Annotated in this window: 16 protein-coding genes and 1 pseudogene; 4 read left to right on the top strand and 13 right to left on the bottom strand. The window is 37.1% G+C overall.

Translation table 11 applies throughout. The annotated features are described in order from the left end of the window. From IGJ90_RS02725 to IGJ90_RS02715, 3 genes are all read right to left on the bottom strand, one after another. A complete protein-coding gene (locus IGJ90_RS02725) occupies positions 1–510 on the bottom strand; it encodes an SA1002 family membrane protein (protein WP_002366205.1) in 510 nt (169 codons plus the stop codon). A 173-nt stretch (positions 511–683) separates the two neighbouring features. Beyond that, positions 684–1,067, bottom strand: a complete 384-nt coding sequence (locus IGJ90_RS02720; protein ID WP_002358745.1) for a bacteriocin — start codon at positions 1,065–1,067, stop codon at positions 684–686. 24 nt (positions 1,068–1,091) lie between these two features. Then, the gene (locus IGJ90_RS02715) at positions 1,092–3,527 is read right to left on the bottom strand and encodes an isopeptide-forming domain-containing fimbrial protein (protein ID WP_438767531.1); all 2,436 of its coding nucleotides are present in this window, start codon (positions 3,525–3,527) and stop codon (positions 1,092–1,094) included. Positions 3,528–3,991: 464 nt separating this feature from the next. Between IGJ90_RS02715 and IGJ90_RS02710 the strand changes: the two genes are divergently transcribed. Next, positions 3,992–4,396: a DUF1622 domain-containing protein gene (locus tag IGJ90_RS02710; protein ID WP_002383026.1), complete on the top strand. Its 405-nt coding sequence runs from the start codon at positions 3,992–3,994 to the stop codon at positions 4,394–4,396. A 20-nt stretch (positions 4,397–4,416) separates the two neighbouring features. On the opposite strand, the gene IGJ90_RS02705 is transcribed toward IGJ90_RS02710, so the two are convergent. Continuing rightward, positions 4,417–4,935: a hypothetical protein gene (locus IGJ90_RS02705; RefSeq protein WP_002355635.1), complete on the bottom strand. Its 519-nt coding sequence runs from the start codon at positions 4,933–4,935 to the stop codon at positions 4,417–4,419. 195 nt (positions 4,936–5,130) lie between these two features. On the opposite strand from IGJ90_RS02705, the gene clpP reads away from it, so the two are divergent. Next, entirely contained in the window at positions 5,131–5,724 is a 594-nt protein-coding gene (clpP, locus tag IGJ90_RS02700) for an ATP-dependent Clp endopeptidase proteolytic subunit ClpP (RefSeq protein WP_002355633.1), read from the top strand. Between the two features lie 44 nt (positions 5,725–5,768). Here clpP and IGJ90_RS02695 read toward each other — a convergent pair whose 3' ends face one another. The 8 genes and pseudogenes from IGJ90_RS02695 to uvrB form a co-directional block, all read right to left on the bottom strand. Next, a complete protein-coding gene (locus tag IGJ90_RS02695) occupies positions 5,769–6,287 on the bottom strand; it encodes a DsbA family protein (protein WP_002373440.1) in 519 nt (172 codons plus the stop codon). Between the two features lie 113 nt (positions 6,288–6,400). Further along, positions 6,401–7,319 (bottom strand): annotated as a pseudogene (locus tag IGJ90_RS02690) (DUF7916 family protein). A gap of 233 nt (positions 7,320–7,552) precedes the next feature. Continuing rightward, positions 7,553–8,488, bottom strand: coding sequence for a DNA-binding protein WhiA (gene whiA / locus IGJ90_RS02685; protein WP_002358736.1), 936 nt, complete (start codon positions 8,486–8,488; stop codon positions 7,553–7,555). 33 nt (positions 8,489–8,521) lie between these two features. Beyond that, positions 8,522–9,517, bottom strand: a complete 996-nt coding sequence (locus IGJ90_RS02680) for a gluconeogenesis factor YvcK family protein (protein ID WP_002355627.1) — start codon at positions 9,515–9,517, stop codon at positions 8,522–8,524. Then, the gene (rapZ, locus tag IGJ90_RS02675; RefSeq protein ID WP_002355625.1) at positions 9,517–10,404 is read right to left on the bottom strand and encodes an RNase adapter RapZ; all 888 of its coding nucleotides are present in this window, start codon (positions 10,402–10,404) and stop codon (positions 9,517–9,519) included. The genes IGJ90_RS02680 and rapZ overlap by 1 nt, the downstream gene beginning before the upstream one ends. Before the next feature lie 165 nt (positions 10,405–10,569). Further along, the gene (locus tag IGJ90_RS02670) at positions 10,570–11,364 is read right to left on the bottom strand and encodes a YusW family protein (RefSeq protein WP_002361281.1); all 795 of its coding nucleotides are present in this window, start codon (positions 11,362–11,364) and stop codon (positions 10,570–10,572) included. Positions 11,365–11,535: 171 nt separating this feature from the next. Beyond that, the gene (gene uvrA / locus IGJ90_RS02665; protein WP_002361280.1) at positions 11,536–14,355 is read right to left on the bottom strand and encodes an excinuclease ABC subunit UvrA; all 2,820 of its coding nucleotides are present in this window, start codon (positions 14,353–14,355) and stop codon (positions 11,536–11,538) included. Between the two features lie 117 nt (positions 14,356–14,472). Continuing rightward, positions 14,473–16,470 carry an excinuclease ABC subunit UvrB gene (uvrB, locus tag IGJ90_RS02660; RefSeq protein WP_002355618.1) on the bottom strand — a complete coding sequence of 666 codons (1,998 nt, stop codon included), beginning with the start codon at positions 16,468–16,470 and terminating at the stop codon, positions 14,473–14,475. Between the two features lie 278 nt (positions 16,471–16,748). On the opposite strand from uvrB, the gene IGJ90_RS02655 reads away from it, so the two are divergent. Together IGJ90_RS02655 and IGJ90_RS02650 are read left to right on the top strand one after the other, a co-directional pair. After that, positions 16,749–18,917, top strand: coding sequence for an amino acid ABC transporter substrate-binding protein/permease (locus IGJ90_RS02655; RefSeq protein WP_002355617.1), 2,169 nt, complete (start codon positions 16,749–16,751; stop codon positions 18,915–18,917). 1 nt (position 18,918) lies between these two features. Next, a complete protein-coding gene (locus tag IGJ90_RS02650; RefSeq protein WP_002355616.1) occupies positions 18,919–19,656 on the top strand; it encodes an amino acid ABC transporter ATP-binding protein in 738 nt (245 codons plus the stop codon). A gap of 47 nt (positions 19,657–19,703) precedes the next feature. Here IGJ90_RS02650 and IGJ90_RS02645 read toward each other — a convergent pair whose 3' ends face one another. Then, positions 19,704–20,423 carry an MgtC/SapB family protein gene (locus tag IGJ90_RS02645; protein WP_002361276.1) on the bottom strand — a complete coding sequence of 240 codons (720 nt, stop codon included), beginning with the start codon at positions 20,421–20,423 and terminating at the stop codon, positions 19,704–19,706. Between the last annotated feature and the right edge of the window lie 10 nt (positions 20,424–20,433).

Raw genomic sequence — 20,433 nt, 5'->3', positions numbered from 1 at the left:
TTAAAGTTCTTCCATACGAAGCCTAAATAAAACAACGGCAATCCAAATTGAAATAAATGATGGCAAAATAACAATAATGATTGCGACTGGCTCATCAATAGTCCCTTGTAACGTATTTTTTACTTCTGAAGAAACAATAAACTGATCAAAAATCACTTGATAAATAGTAACATAAATCAATACCCATTGAATATAATATTCAATTATTTTCATTAAAGCGATGGGTAAAACAATTTTTTTCGTCGTTAAATTCAATAAAAAATATAACAAAAGACTCGTACTGATGATAACGACTATCCCTAAAAGAAATAACGACTCTAACCGCTGCCCTATTACGTTTGCAACGCCCATTGTTAATAATAAATACATAGCTACCGAAATTAAGATGCTCACACTTAGCATAACAGAAAACAAAAGTAATGCCTTAAGAAAAAGCCACTTATCAACTCTTTTATTTCCAATCAATAAACCTAAAAGAATCACCGACAAAAGTAAAATCAATTCAATCATTCGTTCCTCCTTTCAAAACAAATGAAAATAAATTCATATGTTCGCGTTTATTTTATCAAACTAAAATGTATTTGTAAAACATTTCACATGTTATTTAATAAACGACTATTACTAGAAAAAAGACAAGCCAAGTTTCCTTTATTTAGGAAACTTGGCTTGTCTTTTTATTCTTTTTACTTCGTTATTTTTTGATAGTTTGCGAATAATTGATTCGCATCTCCTTCTCCATCAATTTTCTTGAGATGGCCGTTATCTATTTTAAACATAGATGGCACATGTAAAACTTTATTTTCTCGGATAAATGTTGACCATTCCTTCATGGTCTCTTTGTTGGTTAATTCTACATAGTAAACCTGTTTAGGTGCTTGTAATAGTTTCTCGAAATCCTGACAATCTGAACAGTTTTTCTTTTTTAAAACAACATAAAATGTTTCGCCCGAGTGTTTTTTTTCTTGATACTCATTGAAACTTAATTCCTTTTTATGCGGAATAAATGTAAAACCTACCAACAAACTAAGTAACAAAATTAACAGACTGAACGAAATTTTTTTATTCATGTTTTTTCTTCCTTTTTAGTTTGTCTAATTTTTTCTTTTTTTATTTTTTGTTATGCCAAAGCTAATAACCACTATAAGGACAATTAAACCTGCAATCATGTAAAGTGGATTTACTGTTGTATTAGTCATTGGTAAATGAATTCCTTTACTTGCTGATTTTCCAAAATTGACTGGGTTCGTTGGTGCTTGATGATTTGTAGGCGTCAACGGTTTTTTCGGTTTTAGCGGTTGTTTAGGTTCAGGTTTTTTTGGATCTTCTGGCGTTGGTGCAGGCGGTGTTACAGTTGGCTTGTTGGAATGCAACACGTCCCCTTCGTTGCCAAAGTTTAAGTCCGCTTGGTTGGGAATCCCGCCTTGTTCAATATAAGGTGCTAATTCTTCATCGGTTGCGCCGTCTTTAATTTTAGTGGTAATAGTCATTGTGTACGTATGTCCAGCTAAGTATGAGTAGCTGTCTGCTTGTTTGTTCATTTCAAAAGTTACTTTGTTATTTTCTTGTGTTACTGTGCCGTTAGCTGTAACATCTTTACCATTTTCATCAGTAACTTTCACGTCTGTGATGTCTAACACTTTATTAATGTCATCCACCATGCTGGCTTGGGTCCATGTGCTTGTTTCGTTACCGAAAGCTGTTTTGACGTTCCATTTAAATTCTTGGTCACGGTTGGTTAAATCTAAATGTTCTTGACCTTCGATATCTTTTGTAATCGTTGGATCTTCTGGCGTTGGTGCAGGCGGTGTTACGGTTGGCTTGTTGGAATGCAACACGTCCCCTTCGTTGCCAAAGTTCAAGTCCGCTTGGTTGGGAATCCCGCCTTGTTCAATATAAGGCACTAATTCTTCGTCCGTTACGTCAGTTTTAATTTTAGTTGTAATAGTCATTGTGTATGTATGACCACTCAAATAGTCATAGCTGTCTGCTTGTTTGTTCATTTCAAAAGTTACTTTGTTATTTTCTTGTGTTACTTTGCCATTAGCTGTAACATCTTTACCATTTTCATCAGTGACAACGACTTTTTGGATATCTAATAATTGGTTAATATCATCCACTAAACTGGCTTGTTGCCAAGTACTTGTTTCGTTACCAAAGGCTGTTTTGACATGCCAATCGAAACTATCTTCACGATTAGTTAAGTCTAAATGTTCTTGATTTTCGATATCTTTTGTAATCGTTGGATCTTCTGGCGTCACGTCACACGCATGCGCATTGTCATTTTTAGGAATCGTCGCTTCTGGAAATTCCTTAGCAATTGTTCCTTGATTCATTGTCCCACTACTTACAAGGGTTGCTGCATCGATCGCTGTATTTTCTTTGACTTCGTAGTGAATCGTGATGTTTCCTACGTAACCTTCTGTACTAGTTGCTGAAATGGTTTGTCCGTTAATTTGAACAGGCACATCATTTCCAGCATCGTCCGTAGCGGTCGCCGATTGAATATCAAATTGATTGGCAATCGTTAATGAAGCTGTTGCTGGTGTCGATTGCGCCAGACGATCTTTGACAATTTGTTTTAATTGGGTTGTAAAATCATCAATAGATTGGCTTGTAATAAAATCTTCTGGTGTGCTAGACCCTTGTTGCAACTCTTGTTTTACAAAAGGACCCACTTCTGTTTTATATTTATCAAAGTATGAATTCACTGAACTTAAAGATTCAACACTTTCCCAATACGCATTAATCATTTCATAGCCTTGGTTAGTAATTTCTTGGTTTAACGCTAAAACTTCTGCTGCTGCACCTTGATAGTCATTACTATACTCAACCGAAACTTGAAAAGGATGTCTTGGATCTGGATATTCATTGATTGAATCATTGGTGTTGGTTTTATGCAAGTAACCATCTAAACGTGTATTAGCGACCCCATCTGTCACTAATAAGAAATATGTTTTTCGATTCGTTAAATCTCCGTGTGTTTGATTGTACGTATCTAAAGCAAGTTTCAATCCTGAGGCAGTTGGTGTACCACCATACGTCCGAACATCTCCAAATCCAGAGACAAATTGGCTTTTATCATGGGTTAATTGAGTATCAACACGCACATTCATATCATAATCAGCTGAATTAATTTTTACTTTTCCATCAGGAAACATAAATTGTTTTCCGCCGCGATATGAAGCCAGCATCACGCGGTCTTGATCAGATAATCCTTGAACCACTTCATCAATCGCTTGTCTTACATGTGGAAAATTATCTGAAAAACTACCACTGGCATCTTCAACAACCACTAAATCAACCGGTTCCGTTTCACCCGCTTGAACTGGGAAAGCAGCTTGTCCCTCCAATATCCGTTTACAATCAGCTAGACTGTCGTCTTTCACTTTCACCTTATTGGTCATTCCTTCTCTATCTCCTGCTTTAACCACTCCTTCGGCTAAAGCCAATGTGGGACTGAAATTTCCCACAACTGTTCCAGCGACAATCACCATTGTCGATAATAATTTCGTTGCTTTCTTAAACATTTTAATCCTCCCTATTTTCTTTCGCTAGTGTTTGGGACACTTGCTTCTCTTTACTTCAACTACAGCTCCTTAAATCTTTCATCAAGTCGATGTGTCTCCTTGCTTTTGTGACACATCTCTTACTCAATTTCTGATTCTATCACCTTTAAAGGCTAAAACTTGGCAGTATTCGGCTCTTGAAAACGTAAAATTTGTCTTTTAAAAATTAATGAAAAGACTATCCACTGACAAAGTTGGTTTTCACTTACTTTTTGCTACTTGATTCCTTTTAAGACTCTTTTTTTACACAAAAAAAGTAAAAGAACCTTTACAGTCCTTTTACTTAATTGTTAGATGCTATTCATAATTTTCTTAGTTTTGTTCTATAAGCTGAATAGTTTAGCCCGTTTATTTCAACAATATTTGACGTTAGTCAGCCGTTTCGTTATAGTTAAAGAAAAGGCTTTTTGGTAGGAGTGAATACGATGAATGAGTGGCCCCATCAGTTAATGACGCTTTTAACCCCACTTTTTGAGCTATGTATTTTAGGACTGAATGTTTTTTCGATTATTGTTTTAGTTTGGGGTGTTTGTTTAGCAGGAAAAGATTTCATTAAAAGTGAACGACAAAATCAAAGCCGCTTTACCTTAACCAAAATGAATACGTTCATCAAAAACTTCCTTGGTAGCTACATTCTGTTAAGTTTAGAAATTTTAATTGCTGCTGATATTATTGAATCCATTGTCAAACCAACTTTTCAAGATATTTTGAAATTGGCAACCTTGGTGATCATCCGTACAGTTATTTCTTATTTCTTACATAAAGAAATTGAAGATACTATGACCGATATGGAACAACAAGAAAAAGAACCAGATACCCCAAAAAATTAGCGGATACGCTGGTTCTTTTTTTATTTAATCGCTTTAAAATAATGAAGTGGTTCGTTAGACAAACGCTGCATTTTACGTTTTTTATCTTCAATAATTGCTAAAATCTCGTCTGAAAAATTTTCCAAAATAACACGGCCGCCTTTATAGGTGTGACCACCCATTTCAGCAACTTCGCTGGCCGTCAAAATGACTTTACGATGCGCAATTTTTTTGAAAAATTCTTCAATTAAGTACGTCGGTAAGTAAAAATTATTTTGAGCAGAAAATGATTCCAAATAAATAAAATCATCGATGCTGATGAAACAATCATCCATCGATAAGTATTCAATTGATCTGTCTATATATAATTCACGCTTTTGTAAAATTTCTTTGACTTTTTTATTTAATAAATTCAATGATTCAATTTCTTTAACCAAATGTTCTAGTTCACGATAACGTACTTCTTTTCGCTCTTTGTAAGATGAATGTAAGGCGGCACTTGCTGTGACTATTAGCGCACCGACGATTACACCGACCATTCCGGCGATAAAAACAAACATATTTTTCCCCTCGCTCTTTTCTAATTTTCCATTTTAGTATAACATAATCCAAAAGTTTCGGATAAAAAATGACACAAAATTTTTCAAGCGACTTCGTTGACCTTTATTGACCAAAGAGGTATACTTTTCATAGGCATTCAAAGTGCTTTGTGATAGAATGACTTTAAAAGTTTCTTTATATAGGAGGATTTACTTATGAATTTAATTCCAACAGTTATTGAACAATCATCTCGCGGTGAACGTGCTTATGACATTTACTCTCGTTTATTAAAAGACCGCATCATTATGCTAAGCGGCCCTATCGATGATAATGTGGCAAACTCAGTGATTGCACAGTTATTATTCTTAGATGCCCAAGATTCAGAAAAAGACATTTACTTGTACATTAACTCTCCTGGTGGTAGCGTTTCTGCAGGCTTAGCGATTTTCGATACCATGAATTTCGTTAAAGCGGATGTCCAAACGATCGTATTAGGAATGGCGGCTTCAATGGGTAGCTTCTTATTAACAGCTGGTCAAAAAGGCAAACGTTTCGCTTTACCAAATGCGGAAATCATGATTCACCAACCACTTGGTGGCGCTCAAGGGCAAGCAACAGAAATTGAAATTGCTGCTCGTCACATTTTAGACACTCGTCAACGTTTAAATTCAATTTTAGCTGAACGAACTGGCCAACCAATTGAAGTGATTGAACGTGATACCGATCGTGATAACTATATGACTGCCGAACAAGCAAAAGAATATGGGTTAATCGATGAAGTAATGGAAAATAGTAGCGCCTTAAATTAAAAATAAAAAAATGGAAACAGCGACAGTCGCTGTTTCCATTTTTTTTATTTTTCAATGTATCCACGTAATTCTTCTTCAGTGACACTTTCGTCAAAGATATGCTCACCAATGATGATCGTTGGTACAAATTGAATGTGCGCCGCATTGGCTTCAGCAATCACTGCGGAAACAAGCGTTGCATCTTTTTGTTCTTTTAAGCCCAGATTTTTTTCAGCATACGTCGCTACTTCTTCTAAGGTTAAGTTTCCCCATTCATCTTGCGTAGCAAACATTTTATGCAATGCTGACAGTGCTTGTTCAGGCGCTGAATAGTCAATGTAGTGATGCATCACATTGCCACGTTGTAAACTTTCTTTTTCTTTATCAAACAACTTAATGATACGTTCAACTTTACCACTTTTGACAAATTGTGCTAACAGTTCCTCAGACTCTTCAAACCATTTTCTGCAATAAGGACAGCGAACATTGATAAATTCTATCATTTTGACAGGGGCATTGCTCTCACCAATGTGAAGCCCTGTTTCTGTGTTAACTTTTGTTGCATCAATTACTGAAATATCCATAAAAAAACCTCATCCTTTCAAACCTTTATTTCTCTTTTAGTATACCGTTTTTCAATAAAAAAATCATAAGACACGAATTCAAATTTTCTGAATTCGTGCCTCTGTTCACTTTTTTAACGATTAATCGAACGAGCCATTCTAGCAACAGTATGTCTTTTCCCACGTATCGCATCAGAAAGCTCTTTAATATTTTCAATACCAACTAAGCCCATATTGGCATCGCCAATATGTTGAATATCTACGCCTAAAATTTTATTTCTAATGCCGATTGCTTGGATAACTTCAGGTTGAGCACTTTCTTGTGAAGTTCCAATGGCACTCATAACTAATTTTCCTTTTGAATGTGCAAAATCCACAACTTCTTTGACTTGTTGATCATCGATGCCCCAAACCGTGCCGACTGCTGGGACTAAGACAATATCAGCGCCCGCTTCAATAAATTGTTCAGCTGATTTTAAACTGACCACTGGTTCATCTACGCCTGAACTGTGCATTTTTCCGGCAATAATGATGCCATCAAAATGTTTTTTGGCTAAGGCCACGTTCTTAGCAATCAAGTCGTTGGTCACGCCAGTTCCTGGATTACCTGTCAATAAGATAAAATCCAAACCCAGTTCATTGGCTTTTTTGAAAGTAGCTGCTGATGCTTTTCTACCTGGTTCAATCGAAACTCTCGTTGAAGCTAAGTCTAAATTTTCATCAACAGGTTCGACATTCATGCCAATCGGTAAACCGACTAGTTCTTTCAAACGATGAACAACCTCATCATTAGGGACACATGTTTCCGCAGTATATTGCCCTTCAGGCTACTACAATCGGTTGATTAACATCGAAAACATTCAATAAAATCATGTCTGCGCCATATGCTTTTGACATTTCCGCACAAGTGATATCACCTGCTACGGATGGATGAACTACCACATTTTCCGATAAAATTACGCGCCCTTCGCTCGCTTTAATACTCTGAAACAGCTCTTCTTTTGACATCCGTTTGATTTCTGATGCATTTGCACTAATTAATCGTTGAACCATTTTGACCCCTCCAATAGTTTTTAATGTTTTAGTTAAAAACAGCAATAAGTAATCGCTTGCATTTTATTACATGCAACATTCGTGCCAACGTCGTTTCTTTAAACCACAGGTCAACACTACATTTCAGTGCTACACACTTTTTACACACTTTAATTTTTTTTACACGCTTAAAGAAAAAGTGAAGGATAGCACTTCAAACGGAAATGTTATTCTTCACTTCTGGAGCAGAAAAGTTACGCACTTTTTTCTCGTAATTTTTCTGCAAATTCATTAATTTTTCGAATACGATGATTAATACCTGACTTAGAAATAGCTCCTGAAGGAATCATTTCCCCTAGTTCTTTGAGACTAACTTCCGGATACTCTAACCGTAATTCTGCGATTTCCTGAAGTTTCTCCGGTAATGACGTCAGCCCTACTGTACTTTCAATAAATTGAATATTTTCAATTTGTTTTGAAGCCGCATCAATGGTTTTATTTAAATTCGCTGTTTCGCAATTCACTAAACGATTTACTGAATTCCGCATATCACGGACAATCCGGACATCTTCAAATTTCAACATAGAGTTCGTGGCACCAATTAATGTTAAAAAGTCGGCAATTTTTTCAGCACCTTTTAAATAACAAATATACCCGTTTCGGCGTCCCAATGTTCGAGCGTTTAAGTCATAGTAATTCAACATCTTACAAATATCATTATTGTGTTCTTCATAAATTGAAAAAATTTCTAAATGATAGCGACTTGTTTCCGGATTATTAACTGAGCCAGAAGCCATAAAGGCCCCGCGTAAATAGGAACGCATTTTTTGCGCGTTACCCATGATTTCATTTGACACATTGCCATTAAAAACGACCCCATCCATAATATCCAAATCAGCTAGAATTTTTTGTGTATCTTGTTTTAGACGCACAATGTAAACATTATTTTTCTTTAGTTTCATTTTTTTACGAACTAATAATTCTGCTTGTGCATGGTAATGATCTTTCAGCAATGAATACATTCGACGAGCAATTGCAGCATTTTCCGTTTGTACATTCAAGACAAACTGTTGATTAACTAAGCTAAGTGAGCCGTTCATCCGAATTAATGCTGCTAATTCTGCTTTCGCGTGTTCTCGATGGACTTCTAAACCAGTTAACTCTTTTTTGACATCCGAGGCAAAAGACATCTAAGCTCCTCCTCTCTTGATTCTTTTGATTAATTAATATTTCGTTCCAAATACGATACGGAAAAGTTCTTCAACAACTTTTTCCCCATCATGAAAAACTCCGCCATCTCTTAATTCTAAAAAGTCTGTCGAAATGACTCGGCATCCTTCTTCACGTAATCCTTGAAAATCATGCTTTACTTGAACTAAATATTCATCATAAATTTCAGGATCCATGTAATTTTCTGGTACTTTTTCTGTGTTAACCAGTACTGTATCAACAAACTGCGCTTGTAGATGCTCGTTTAAGACACGAACATGATCGGCATCCGTAAAATGTTCCGTTTCCCCTTTTTGGGTCATGATGTTACAAATATAGACTACTTCGGCTGCCGTTTGTTTGATGGCTTCACCAATTTCTGTAATAACTAAATTAGGTAAAATACTTGTAAAAAGACTCCCCGGTCCTAACACGACCATGTCTGCTTCTTCAATTGCTTTGACGACTTTACGCGCAGCTCTTGGCTGTTCTTCTCCGTGTGTATTTGTTACAAACACATGGTCAATCGTCTTGCGATCCAGTGCAATTTTTGATTCTCCCACCGCCACTGAGCCATCTTTAAATACGGCATGTAACGTTAATGGCCGTTCTGATGATGGATAAATCCGTCCATCAACATGCATCATTTTTGAAAGCAATTGAATCGCTTCATACGTACTTCCTCTCATTTCTGAGACAGCAGCAATGATTAAATTACCGATTGCATGATTGGCAAAATGACTATCTGATTTATCAAAACGATATTGAAAAATATCTTCATATAATTGTGGCATATCTGACAATGCCACTAAAACATTTCTTAAATCTCCCGGAGGTGTCATGTTATTAATAGAGGAACGAAGCTCGCCACTACTACCGCCGTCATCAGCGACCGTTACGACGGCAGTAATATCAACACTTTGATTTCTTAAACTTTTTAAAATTACTGGCAAGCCTGTTCCACCACCAACAACCACGATCTTCGGTTTACGAATTCGATAGGTTTTCATTAAGAGCGATTAACCGTTTCTTTTCTTTTTAAGCGGTCGCGGTGGGTAATATTTACATGGTAATCTTCCTCTTTTAATTCAGCGCCAACACGTTCTGTCAATGCAACAGAGCGATGTTGTCCGCCAGTACAGCCAATTGCAATGGTGACGCTACTTTTACCTTCTTTTTTATATCCAGGTAAGACTGTTCGCAGTAAATCGATAAATTTGGTATAAAATTCATCTGTTTCTGGGAAGCCCATCACATAATCATAAACAGGTTGATCCATTCCAGTTAACGGCCGTAGTTCATCAATATAATGGGGATTAGGTAAAAAGCGAACATCCATAACGATATCTGCATCAATCGGCAACCCATATTTAAAGCCGAAGGACACCATTTCCACTCGAAATTCGTGTGTCTCTCTCGTTGCTAGTTCTTTATTCAAACGTTCCCGCAATTGACGAGGGGACAAGTCCGTAGTGTCAATGACCAACTGAGCATCCGCCTTGATTTCTTCCAGCATTGCACGTTCTTTACGAATACCTTCTGTCACTAAACCATCCATCGCCATTGGATGCGCACGCCGTGTCTCTTTATAACGAGAAACCAACTCTTCATCGGTGGCATCTAAAAATAAAATCGTTGTATCAATAAAATTAGTATTTTCAAGTTCGACTAACATATCCTGAATTTCTCTAAAGAAGGTCCGTGAACGTAAATCAATCACTAACGCAATCTTGGTAACTTTTCCAGATTCTTTAATTAATTCCCAAAATTTTGGGATTAAGCTTGGTGGTAAATTGTCGATACAGAAATAGCCCATGTCTTCAAAGCTTTGAACAGCGACTGTTTTTCCAGCGCCACTCATTCCTGTAATAATAACCAGTTGTAAATTTTCTGGCATATTCAACACTCCCTTCACTTGCATCACTATATTATAACACCCCGGGCGTATCAAAGAAAGCTTTTCAATCATTCTTATAAAGATTTCTATTCTTTCATAGAAAAACAGCATTGACATTTTTGTCAACGCTGTTTTAATTGCTGAATTATGCTATATAACTGTGTGTTATTTTAATACAAACTCAATTTCTGTTTTATCAGTAAAATTAGCTTCAAACTCAAATTGTTTTACTTGTTCATTCACGGCTAACTTTTTCGTAATGTGTTCTTTAATTTGTTCATTTGTAGCTGTTTTGATTGACAATCCATCTAAAAGAGTCATGATTTTGTCTTGTGCTGCCTTACCTTCTAATTCTAAATCAGCAGATTCATCTTCATACGTTGCTTCAATTGTTCCGTTCGATTTTATTTCATAGGTGAACTCAATTTCATTTTCGTCGTATTCGATTTCTACGTCAATCTCTTGAAGACTGGCAACAGTCGGTGTCGGTGTGGTTAGTTCATTGTCTGCTGTTTCATGGTCTCCACCAACTTCAGGAGTTACGGTTTCCCACTTAAAGGTGCCAATTTTAGCTGTTGCTAGATATGGATTATTAATGGTAATGACTTTCAATTGAAGGTCTGAATGGTTGGCGATATCTGTTAAAATCCCCAGAGCCTGATATGTATTTTGTGTAAAACGTGTCGCAATATTTTGCGCATCAATTGTGGAATAGCCTAATGTTTCCCAGGTGATTTGTTGCTTTAATTCCTGATGAACGGCTTGTACTGTCGCCGGCTCCAATTGAATGCCCGTTGCTTCTTTTAAGTCTTTCTTGGTAAAGCTCATTACTTTTTCATGGTCTGATTGTGAAATTAAAGTAGCTGCTTCCATTGTGTTACTATGTACAAAAGGTGTGATTCCGATAGCTAAGACCATTCCTGCTGTTAATAAACCTGTTGTTATTTTTTTGTTTTTCATTTAAGACTTCCCTTCGTGTTCATTGTTATTTTGTTAACAAACATAGTATATCTTTTAATTACACATTAAGTCAACATTTATTTTTAATTTTTATTAAAAAATATTTGTTATTTTATAATAAAAGAACCTTGTTTCCCATAAAAACAAGGTTCTTTATCTAATCATTAATGTTTATTTCAGAACACGTTTTAAATAATATCCTGTGTAACTGTCTTTGACTTTAGCAACTTCTTCTGGTGTTCCTGTCGCCACGATCGTCCCACCACCGTCGCCACCTTCTGGCCCTAGATCAATCACATGATCCGCAGATTTGATGACATCCAAGTTATGTTCAATCACTAAAACGGTATTGCCCGCTTCCACTAAACGCTCTAATACTAGAAGCAATCGCGCAATATCATCGGTATGCAAGCCTGTTGTTGGTTCATCCAGAATATAAAAGTTTTTCCCATTAGAATTTTTATGAAGTTCACTCGCTAGCTTCATCCGCTGTGCTTCTCCACCAGATAAAGTAGTTGCTGGCTGCCCCAATGTCACATAGCCTAAGCCTACATCCACAATTGTTTGCAATTTACGATGAATTTTAGGGATATGTTTGAAAAATTCTACGGCATCTTCCACCGTCATATCTAAAATATCAGAAATATTTTTGCCTTTATAATGAACTTCTAACGTCTCAGAATTATAACGTTTGCCATGACAAACTTCGCAAGGCACATAGACATCAGGTAAAAAGTGCATTTCAATTTTGATGATACCATCCCCGCGACAAGCTTCACAACGGCCACCTTTGACGTTAAAACTAAAGCGACCTTTTTTATAGCCACGAACCTTGGCTTCATTTGTTTGGGCAAACAAATCGCGAATGTCATCAAAAACACTAGTATAAGTCGCTGGATTACTTCTTGGTGTTCGACCAATTGGACTTTGATCAATGTCAACAATCTTTTCAATGGCTTCATAGCCAGTGATACTTTTGTGTTTCCCAGGTTTATTGGAATTACGATTTAATTTTTGGGCCAGCGCTTTTTTCAAAATTTGATTGACTAAAGTACTTTTCCCTGAACCTGAAACACCTGTGACAGCAACAAATTCACCTAGCGGAAATTCAACACTGACATTTTTCAAATTATTTTCACTGGCACCAGTGACTTTGATCGCTTTGCCATTACCTTTGCGACGTTCTTTTGGTACAGGAATCACTTTTTTCCCAGAAAGATATTGTCCAGTCAATGAATGCGGATTTTTAGCAACCTCTTCCGGCGTACCAGCGGCTACAATTTCACCGCCCAGATGTCCAGCGCCAGGTCCCACATCAATCAAGTAATCCGAAGCCATCATTGTATCTTCATCGTGTTCCACCACAATTAATGTATTGCCTAAGTCCCGCATTTTTTTCAATGAGTCAATCAAGCGGTCGTTATCTCGTTGATGCAAACCAATTGATGGTTCATCTAAAATGTAAAGGACGCCTGATAAGTTTGATCCAATTTGTGTTGCTAAGCGAATTCTTTGTGCTTCTCCGCCAGAAAGTGTACCAGCAGCTCGACTTAAGGTTAAGTAATCTAACCCGACATTTTTTAAGAAGGTTAACCGATCTTCGACTTCTTTTAAAATTGGCCGAGCAATCGTTGTTTCTTGTTCAGATAAAGACACACCTTCAAAAAATTGGACCGCATTTTTTATTGCTAATTCACTGACTTCACCAATGTGCGTGCCATTGATTTTTACAGCTAAAGCTTGCGGATTCAAACGATACCCTTGACAGCTTCGACAAGTCAATTCTGTCATGTATAACCGCATTTGATCTCGTGTAAAATCGCTATTTGTTTCATGATAACGTCGTTTAATATTTTTTAAAATCCCTTCAAATGGCACTTCCACATCACGAACACCACCAAAGTCATTTTCATAATGAAAATGAAAGTTTTTCTCGCCAGAACCATTTAAAATAATTTCTTGTTGATCTGCAGGTAATTCTTCAAACGGCGTATCCATATCAATCCCAAAACTGGTGGCTGCTTGCTCCAACATTTGTGGATAATATTGGGAACTAATAGGGTTCCACGGAACAATGGCTCCTTCTCTCAAGGTTTTAGTGGGATCTGGAATCACTAAGTCTTTGTCCACTTCTAATTTAACACCTAAACCATCACAATCGGGACAAGCGCCAAATGGTGCATTAAATGAAAACAAGCGCGGTTCCAATTCACCGACTGTGAACCCACAATAAGGACAAGCATAATGTTCACTAAACAACATTTCTTCTTGACCAATCACATCAACAATTGCGTAACCTTCAGCTAAACGCAAAGCCGCTTCAAACGAATCAAACAACCGAGAGCGAATGCCTTCTTTCACAACGATACGGTCAATCACAATCGCAATATCATGTTTTTTATTTTTTTCAAGTTCTGGTGCCTCACTAACATCATAGGTTTCACCATCCACCCGCATTCTGACATACCCTTCACGTTGGATCATTTCAAACACTTTTTTATGTTGGCCTTTTTTCTTGACCACAACAGGCGCCAAAATTTGAATTTTTGTTCGCTCTGGTAGCTCTAAGACTTTATCAACCATCTGTTCAACAGACTGACTGGTAATTTCAATATGATCGTTAGGACAAATTGGATGACCTACCCGAGCAAATAACAATCGTAAATAATCATTGATTTCCGTGACCGTCCCCACCGTTGAACGCGGGTTTTTACTTGTCGTCTTTTGATCAATTGAAATAGCTGGACTTAAGCCATCGATGCTGTCAACATCTGGTTTATCCATCTGCCCCAAAAATTGTCGCGCATAAGCAGAGAGACTCTCTACATAACGTCGTTGCCCTTCTGCGTAAAGCGTATCAAATGCTAATGAACTTTTACCAGAACCAGATAGTCCAGTTACAACAACCATTTTGTCACGAGGAATCGTAACATCAATATTTTTTAAATTATGGGCGCGTGCACCATGAATCACAATTTTATCATTTGCCATATATGTTCTCCTTTTACTAAATCTCTTACGTCAAATCATTTCAAGTCATTCTATAGAGAAAAGATTAGTAAAAGATACGATGGTTCATCGTATCTTTTACTTAATCCGTTGGTTGACTTATTTGGCAGCTTTCAATTCAAGAATGGTATCTCGTAATGTGGCTGCAGTTTCGAAGTCTAATGCTTTGGCTGCATCTTTCATTTCTCTTTCAAGTTTCATTAATAAATCAGCTTTTTCTTGTCTTGATAAATCTTCATATGATTTATCCAATTGAACCACTGTTTCATCTTTATCAGCTGTTTTGGAAATAGAAATCAAATCACGAATTTCTTTAATAATTGTTTTTGGTTCAATACCATGTTCTTCATTATATGCTTCTTGGATTGCCCGACGTCGCGCTGTTTCATCCATCGCTCGTTGCATCGAATCGGTGATTTTATCTGCATACATAATGACTTTTCCTTCAGCGTTCCGGGCAGCCCGTCCCATCGTTTGCACTAACGAGCGTTCACTACGTAAGAAGCCTTCTTTATCCGCATCTAGAATCGCAATTAAGGAAACTTCTGGCACATCGATTCCTTCACGTAATAAGTTAATACCTATTAGAATATCAAATTCGCCTAATCGTAAATCGCGAATAATCTCCGTTCTTTCCAGTGTTTTTATATCACTATGCAAATATTTAACTTTTAAGCCTAATTCTTTGAAATAGTCGGTTAAATCTTCGGCCATTTTCTTCGTTAAGGTTGTGACAAACACCCGCTGATCTTTTTCGATCCGTTCATGAATTTCGCCCACCAAGTCATCAATTTGACCCATAATTGGGCGGATTTCTACTTCTGGATCTAGTAAACCTGTTGGTCGAATGATTTGTTGAACAACAGTCTCTGTTTGTTCCATTTCATAAGGGCCTGGTGTTGCCGATACATAAACAATTTGGTTTACATGTTGTTCAAATTCTTCTAAACGAAGCGGTCGGTTATCAAGTGCACTTGGTAAACGGAAACCATAGTCCACTAACATTTGTTTCCGTGCTCGGTCGCCATTATACATTCCTCTAATTTGCGGCATTGTTACATGAGACTCATCGATTACAAGTAAGAAGTCATCTGGGAAAAAGTCCAACAGCGTATATGGCGGCTCTCCTTCTTGGCGACCATCCATATGTCGAGAGTAATTCTCAATCCCTGACGTATAGCCCATCTCTCTCATCATCTCAATATCATAGTTGGTTCGCTGTTCCAAACGTTGGGCTTCCAATAATTTGTTTTCACTGCGAAGCACTTTCAAACGTGCCTCTAATTCTTCTTGGATCTGCGAAATGGCGTGTTCCATATGTTCTTCGTTCGTCACAAAGTGTGTTGCTGGAAAAATAGCGACATGCTCTGTTTCGCCGACAATTTCACCAGTTAACGCATCTACTTCACGAATTCGATCAATTTCGTCTCCGAAAAATTCAACACGTAGCGCATGCTCATCCCGTGAAGCTGGGAATATCTCAACCACATCACCGCGGACACGAAAACGCCCCCGTTGAAAATCAATATCATTTCGTTCGAATTGAATATCGACTAAGCTTTTTAGTAACTCATTACGATCCATTTCCATTCCCACACGTAATGAAACAACTTGTTGACTGTATTCCCGCGGATCCCCTAAACCAAAAATACAAGAAACTGATGCTACCACGATGACATCGTTTCGTTCCAATAAAGAACTTGTCGCTGAATGGCGTAGTTTATCAATTTCATCATTAATACTGGAATCTTTTTCAATATATGTATCACTTGAGGGTACATATGCTTCTGGTTGATAATAATCATAGTAACTGACAAAATACTCGACCGCATTATCTGGGAAAAATTCTTTAAATTCCCCGTATAATTGTCCAGCTAGTGTTTTATTATGTGCAATCACTAATGTTGGTTTGTTCACTTCTTGAATCACATTAGAGATTGTAAATGTTTTACCTGTTCCGGTCGCTCCAAGTAAAATTTGAGCTTTTTCTCCACCTTTGACACCGTCAACTAGTTCAGCAATAGCGGCTGGCTGATCTCCGGCAGGCTCATATTTAGAAGCCAAATGAAAGGTATTGGAAGTTTCTCTTTCGATCATTTATAACTCCCCCTCAAAGTGTCTAATTTCTCTTAAATTATCGGCCCATTCTGGCAGAATGTCCACTTATTAGTTTAACATACCGAACATATTTTCGCCACTTTTGCTGTTTCGGACTTCAACTGATTTTAATCTTTTGTTCTTAATTTCTATGTCACATTTTATAACATGCAATGTAAGGAAATTAGAGTTTTTTTCTCTTTTTAGCGTTCAAATACTTGTCAGCTTCCTATTTCTTACTATATAATTGTTCAATATGCAAAACTAGGAGGTATTTTATGAAAAGGAAACACTTTTTACTTTCTTTCTTTGTGATGATGGTAACTCTGCTAACATTCATTAGTGGCACTTCAGCACATGCAGAAGGAAAGAAATATACAATCGGAACGGATTTAACATTCGCCCCTTTTGAATTCCAAGACTCAAAAGGAAAATACATTGGTATTGACGTTGATTTATTAGATGCGATTGCCAAAGATCAAGGTTTTGAAGTGGATTTAAAACCATTAGGCTTCGATAGTGCAGTCCAAGCGATTCAATCTAAACAAATTGATGGCATGATTGCTGGAATGAGTATTACGGATGAGCGAAAAAAATCCTTTGATTTTTCAGATCCATACTTCGATAGCGGTTTACAATTAGCGGTTAAAAAAGGAAACGACAAAATTAAATCATATGATGATTTAAAAGGCAAAACGGTTGCGGCTAAAGTTGGAACTGAAAGTGCCAATTTCCTTGAAAAAAATAAAGAGAAATATGACTATACCATCAAAAATTTTGACGATGCAACGGGTCTTTATAAAGCCTTAGAAAACGGCGAAGCGGATGCAATCGTTGATGATTATCCTGTATTGGGCTACGCAGTGAAAAATGGCCAAAAATTGCAATTAGTTGGCGATAAAGAAACAGGCAGTTCTTATGGTTTCGCAGTGAAAAAAGGTCAAAACCCTGAATTAATCAAAAAGTTCAACGCTGGTTTGAAAAATCTTAAAGACAATGGTACTTATGATAAAATTTTAAACAACTACTTAGCGACAGGCGATGAAACAAACACACAAGACGCTGGCGAACAGATGAAAAAAATCACTCCTAAAAAAGAGAAATATGTGATTGCTAGTGATTCTACATTTGCTCCGTTTGAGTTTCAAAATGCCCAAGGCGATTATGTCGGAATTGATGTAGATTTAGTCAAACGTGCAGCTGAATTGCAAGGTTTTACTGTTGAATTTAAATTTATTGGTTTTAGTTCTGCTGTCCAAGCTGTTGAATCTGGTCAAGCAGATGGGATGGTTGCAGGCATGACGATTACGGATGATCGTAAAAAAGCCTTCGACTTCTCTGTTCCTTACTTTGATAGCGGTATTCAAATTGCGGTCAAAAAAGGCAATGACAAAATTAAATCGTATGATGATTTAAAAGGCAAAAAAGTCGGCGTAAAAATTGGTACTGAAAGTGCTGATTTCTTAGAAAAAAATAAAAAGAAATATGATTACTCAATTAAGTATTTAGACACAACTGATGCATTATACAGTGCGTTAGAAATTGGCGAAGTTGATGCCATGATGGATGATTATCCTGTCATTGGCTATGGGGTTGCACAAAATCAACCACTAGCGACACCAATTCCTCGTGAAAAAGGTGGTTCTTACGGTTTTGCTGTCAAAAAAGGGCAAAATCCTGAACTACTTGAAATGTTTAACGAAGGCTTAAAAGAAATGAAACGTACAGGTGAATACGATAAAATTATCGGCACTTACGTGAAAGATGGCAACGAAGCCAAAGAAGAAACAGCTGACGAATCTACGTTTGTTGGCTTCATGCAAAACAACTGGAAACAATTGTTACACGGTTTATGGATGACGATTCTATTAACGTTGATTTCCTTCGTACTTGCTTTAATTGTCGGCGTTATTTTTGGGCTATTCAGCGTTTCACCAATCAAAGCATTACGTGTACTTTCAACCATTTATGTTGATTTAATTCGCGGAATTCCTTTAATGGTCTTAGCGTTCTTCATCTATTTCGGATTACCTGGTGTGCTGGGCTTTAATATCCCGGTCTTCATTGCTGGGATTATCACATTAACTTTAAATGCCAGTGCCTATATTTCTGAAATTGTGCGCGGCGGAATCAAAGCTGTTCCAGTTGGCCAAATGGAAGCTTCAAGAAGTTTAGGTCTTTCCTATAATCGGACAATGCAAAAAATTATTTTACCACAAGCGATTCGCATTATGATTCCTTCATTCATTAACCAATTTGTTATTTCATTGAAAGATACAACTATCCTTTCAGCAATTGGCTTAATCGAACTACTACAAACAGGAAAAATTATTGTTGCTCGGACATTACAAAGTACAATGGTTTACTTCGTTATTGCGTTAATCTACTTAATTTTAATTACTAGCTTAACTAAATTAGCGAAAAACCTTGAAAAGAAGGTGAACTAATATGACTGAAAAAATCTTAGTTGAACATTTAGTAAAAAAATATGGTGACAACACGGTCTTAAACGACATTAATGTTTCTATTAACGAAGGCGACGTAGTCTGCGTCATCGGTCCTTCTGGTTCTGGTAAAAGTACTTTTTTACGTTGCTTGAATCAATTAGAAGAAGCTTCTAGCGGAGACATTATTATTGATGGTGCGAACTTGACAGATAAAAATACGGACATCAACCAAGTCCGTCAACATATCGGCATGGTTTTCCAACATTTCAATTTGTTTCCACATTTATCTATTTTAGAAAATATTGTTTTAGCACCAACCGATTTAGGTCGCTTATCAAAAGACGAAGCGGAGAAAAAAGCGTTAGAACTTTTAGAACGTGTTGGGTTGGCAGATAAAAAAGATGCCTATCCAGATTCTTTATCTGGTGGTCAAAAACAACGTGTCGCAATTGCACGTGCGTTAGCGATGAATCCTGATATCATGCTTTTCGATGAGCCAACATCAGCCCTTGATCCAGAAATGGTTGGCGATGTTCTTGGTGTAATGAAAGATTTAGCAAAACAAGGAATGACAATGGTCATCGTTACTCACGAAATGGGCTTTGCAAAAGAAGTGGCTAATCGAGTAATGTTCATTGATGGCGGTAACTTCCTAGAAGATGGTTCGCCAGAGCAAGTCTTTGAAAATCCTCAAAACCCTCGAACAAAAGATTTCTTAGATAAAGTATTAAATATTTAAACAAAAGCACTTGGCGCGCGCTAGCGCCCAAGTGCTTTATTTTATGGTTAAATTGTTTCCGTAACAGAGACAGATTGAACGTGCCCTTTTTCTTTCAAGAGATGGTGCAAGTTGGAATGCCAGAAATCTTCTTTGCCTACATAAGAAATCTTTGCTGTCACTGCCTCTTGTTCGGATTCCAAAGTCAATTCTACTAAGCGCTCCCCTTTTTCTAAAGAAGCTTGAAGTTGTTCATGCAGTCGGCTTTCTTTAATCATAGGTTCCTTCATTTTTACGATAAGCTGCAATCTTTTTAAAGGAGTTTTTCGTTTAAAATGGGCCAGAGCTAATACTAGCAAAGTCGCCACGAGATTGATAAACGCAATGGTTAAAAAGCCCATCCCAATGACTAAACCAATAATAGTAACATTCCACATCATTACTGCTGTCGTTAACCCAGAGACTTTCCTTTCTCTAAAAACGATAATCCCCGCACCGAGAAAGCCTACCCCACTAATCACTTGGGCGCCATATCGTGTAATATCCATAGAAATAATGGACGCCAAGGCGCTATTTTGTTTCACCACATCGACTAAAATATCCACCGATTGAATCTGTAAAATGGAAATCGTACAGGAGGCCAAACATAAAATGGCATTACTACTGATACCGAAGCCTTTTCTTTTAATACTTCTTTCTAACCCAATCAAAGCTCCAAAAACCACGGCTAGAGCCATCCGAATGACAACGTCGGTGAGAGAAAGTTCAATCATTTTTAAAGAATTCATCGCTTTCTCT

This window comes from Enterococcus sp. AZ129 (assembly GCF_051714505.1).
Classification (GTDB): domain Bacteria; phylum Bacillota; class Bacilli; order Lactobacillales; family Enterococcaceae; genus Enterococcus; species Enterococcus faecalis.
The sequence above is the reverse complement of the archived record's forward strand: the minus strand, read 5'-3'. Positions and strand labels throughout refer to the sequence as shown.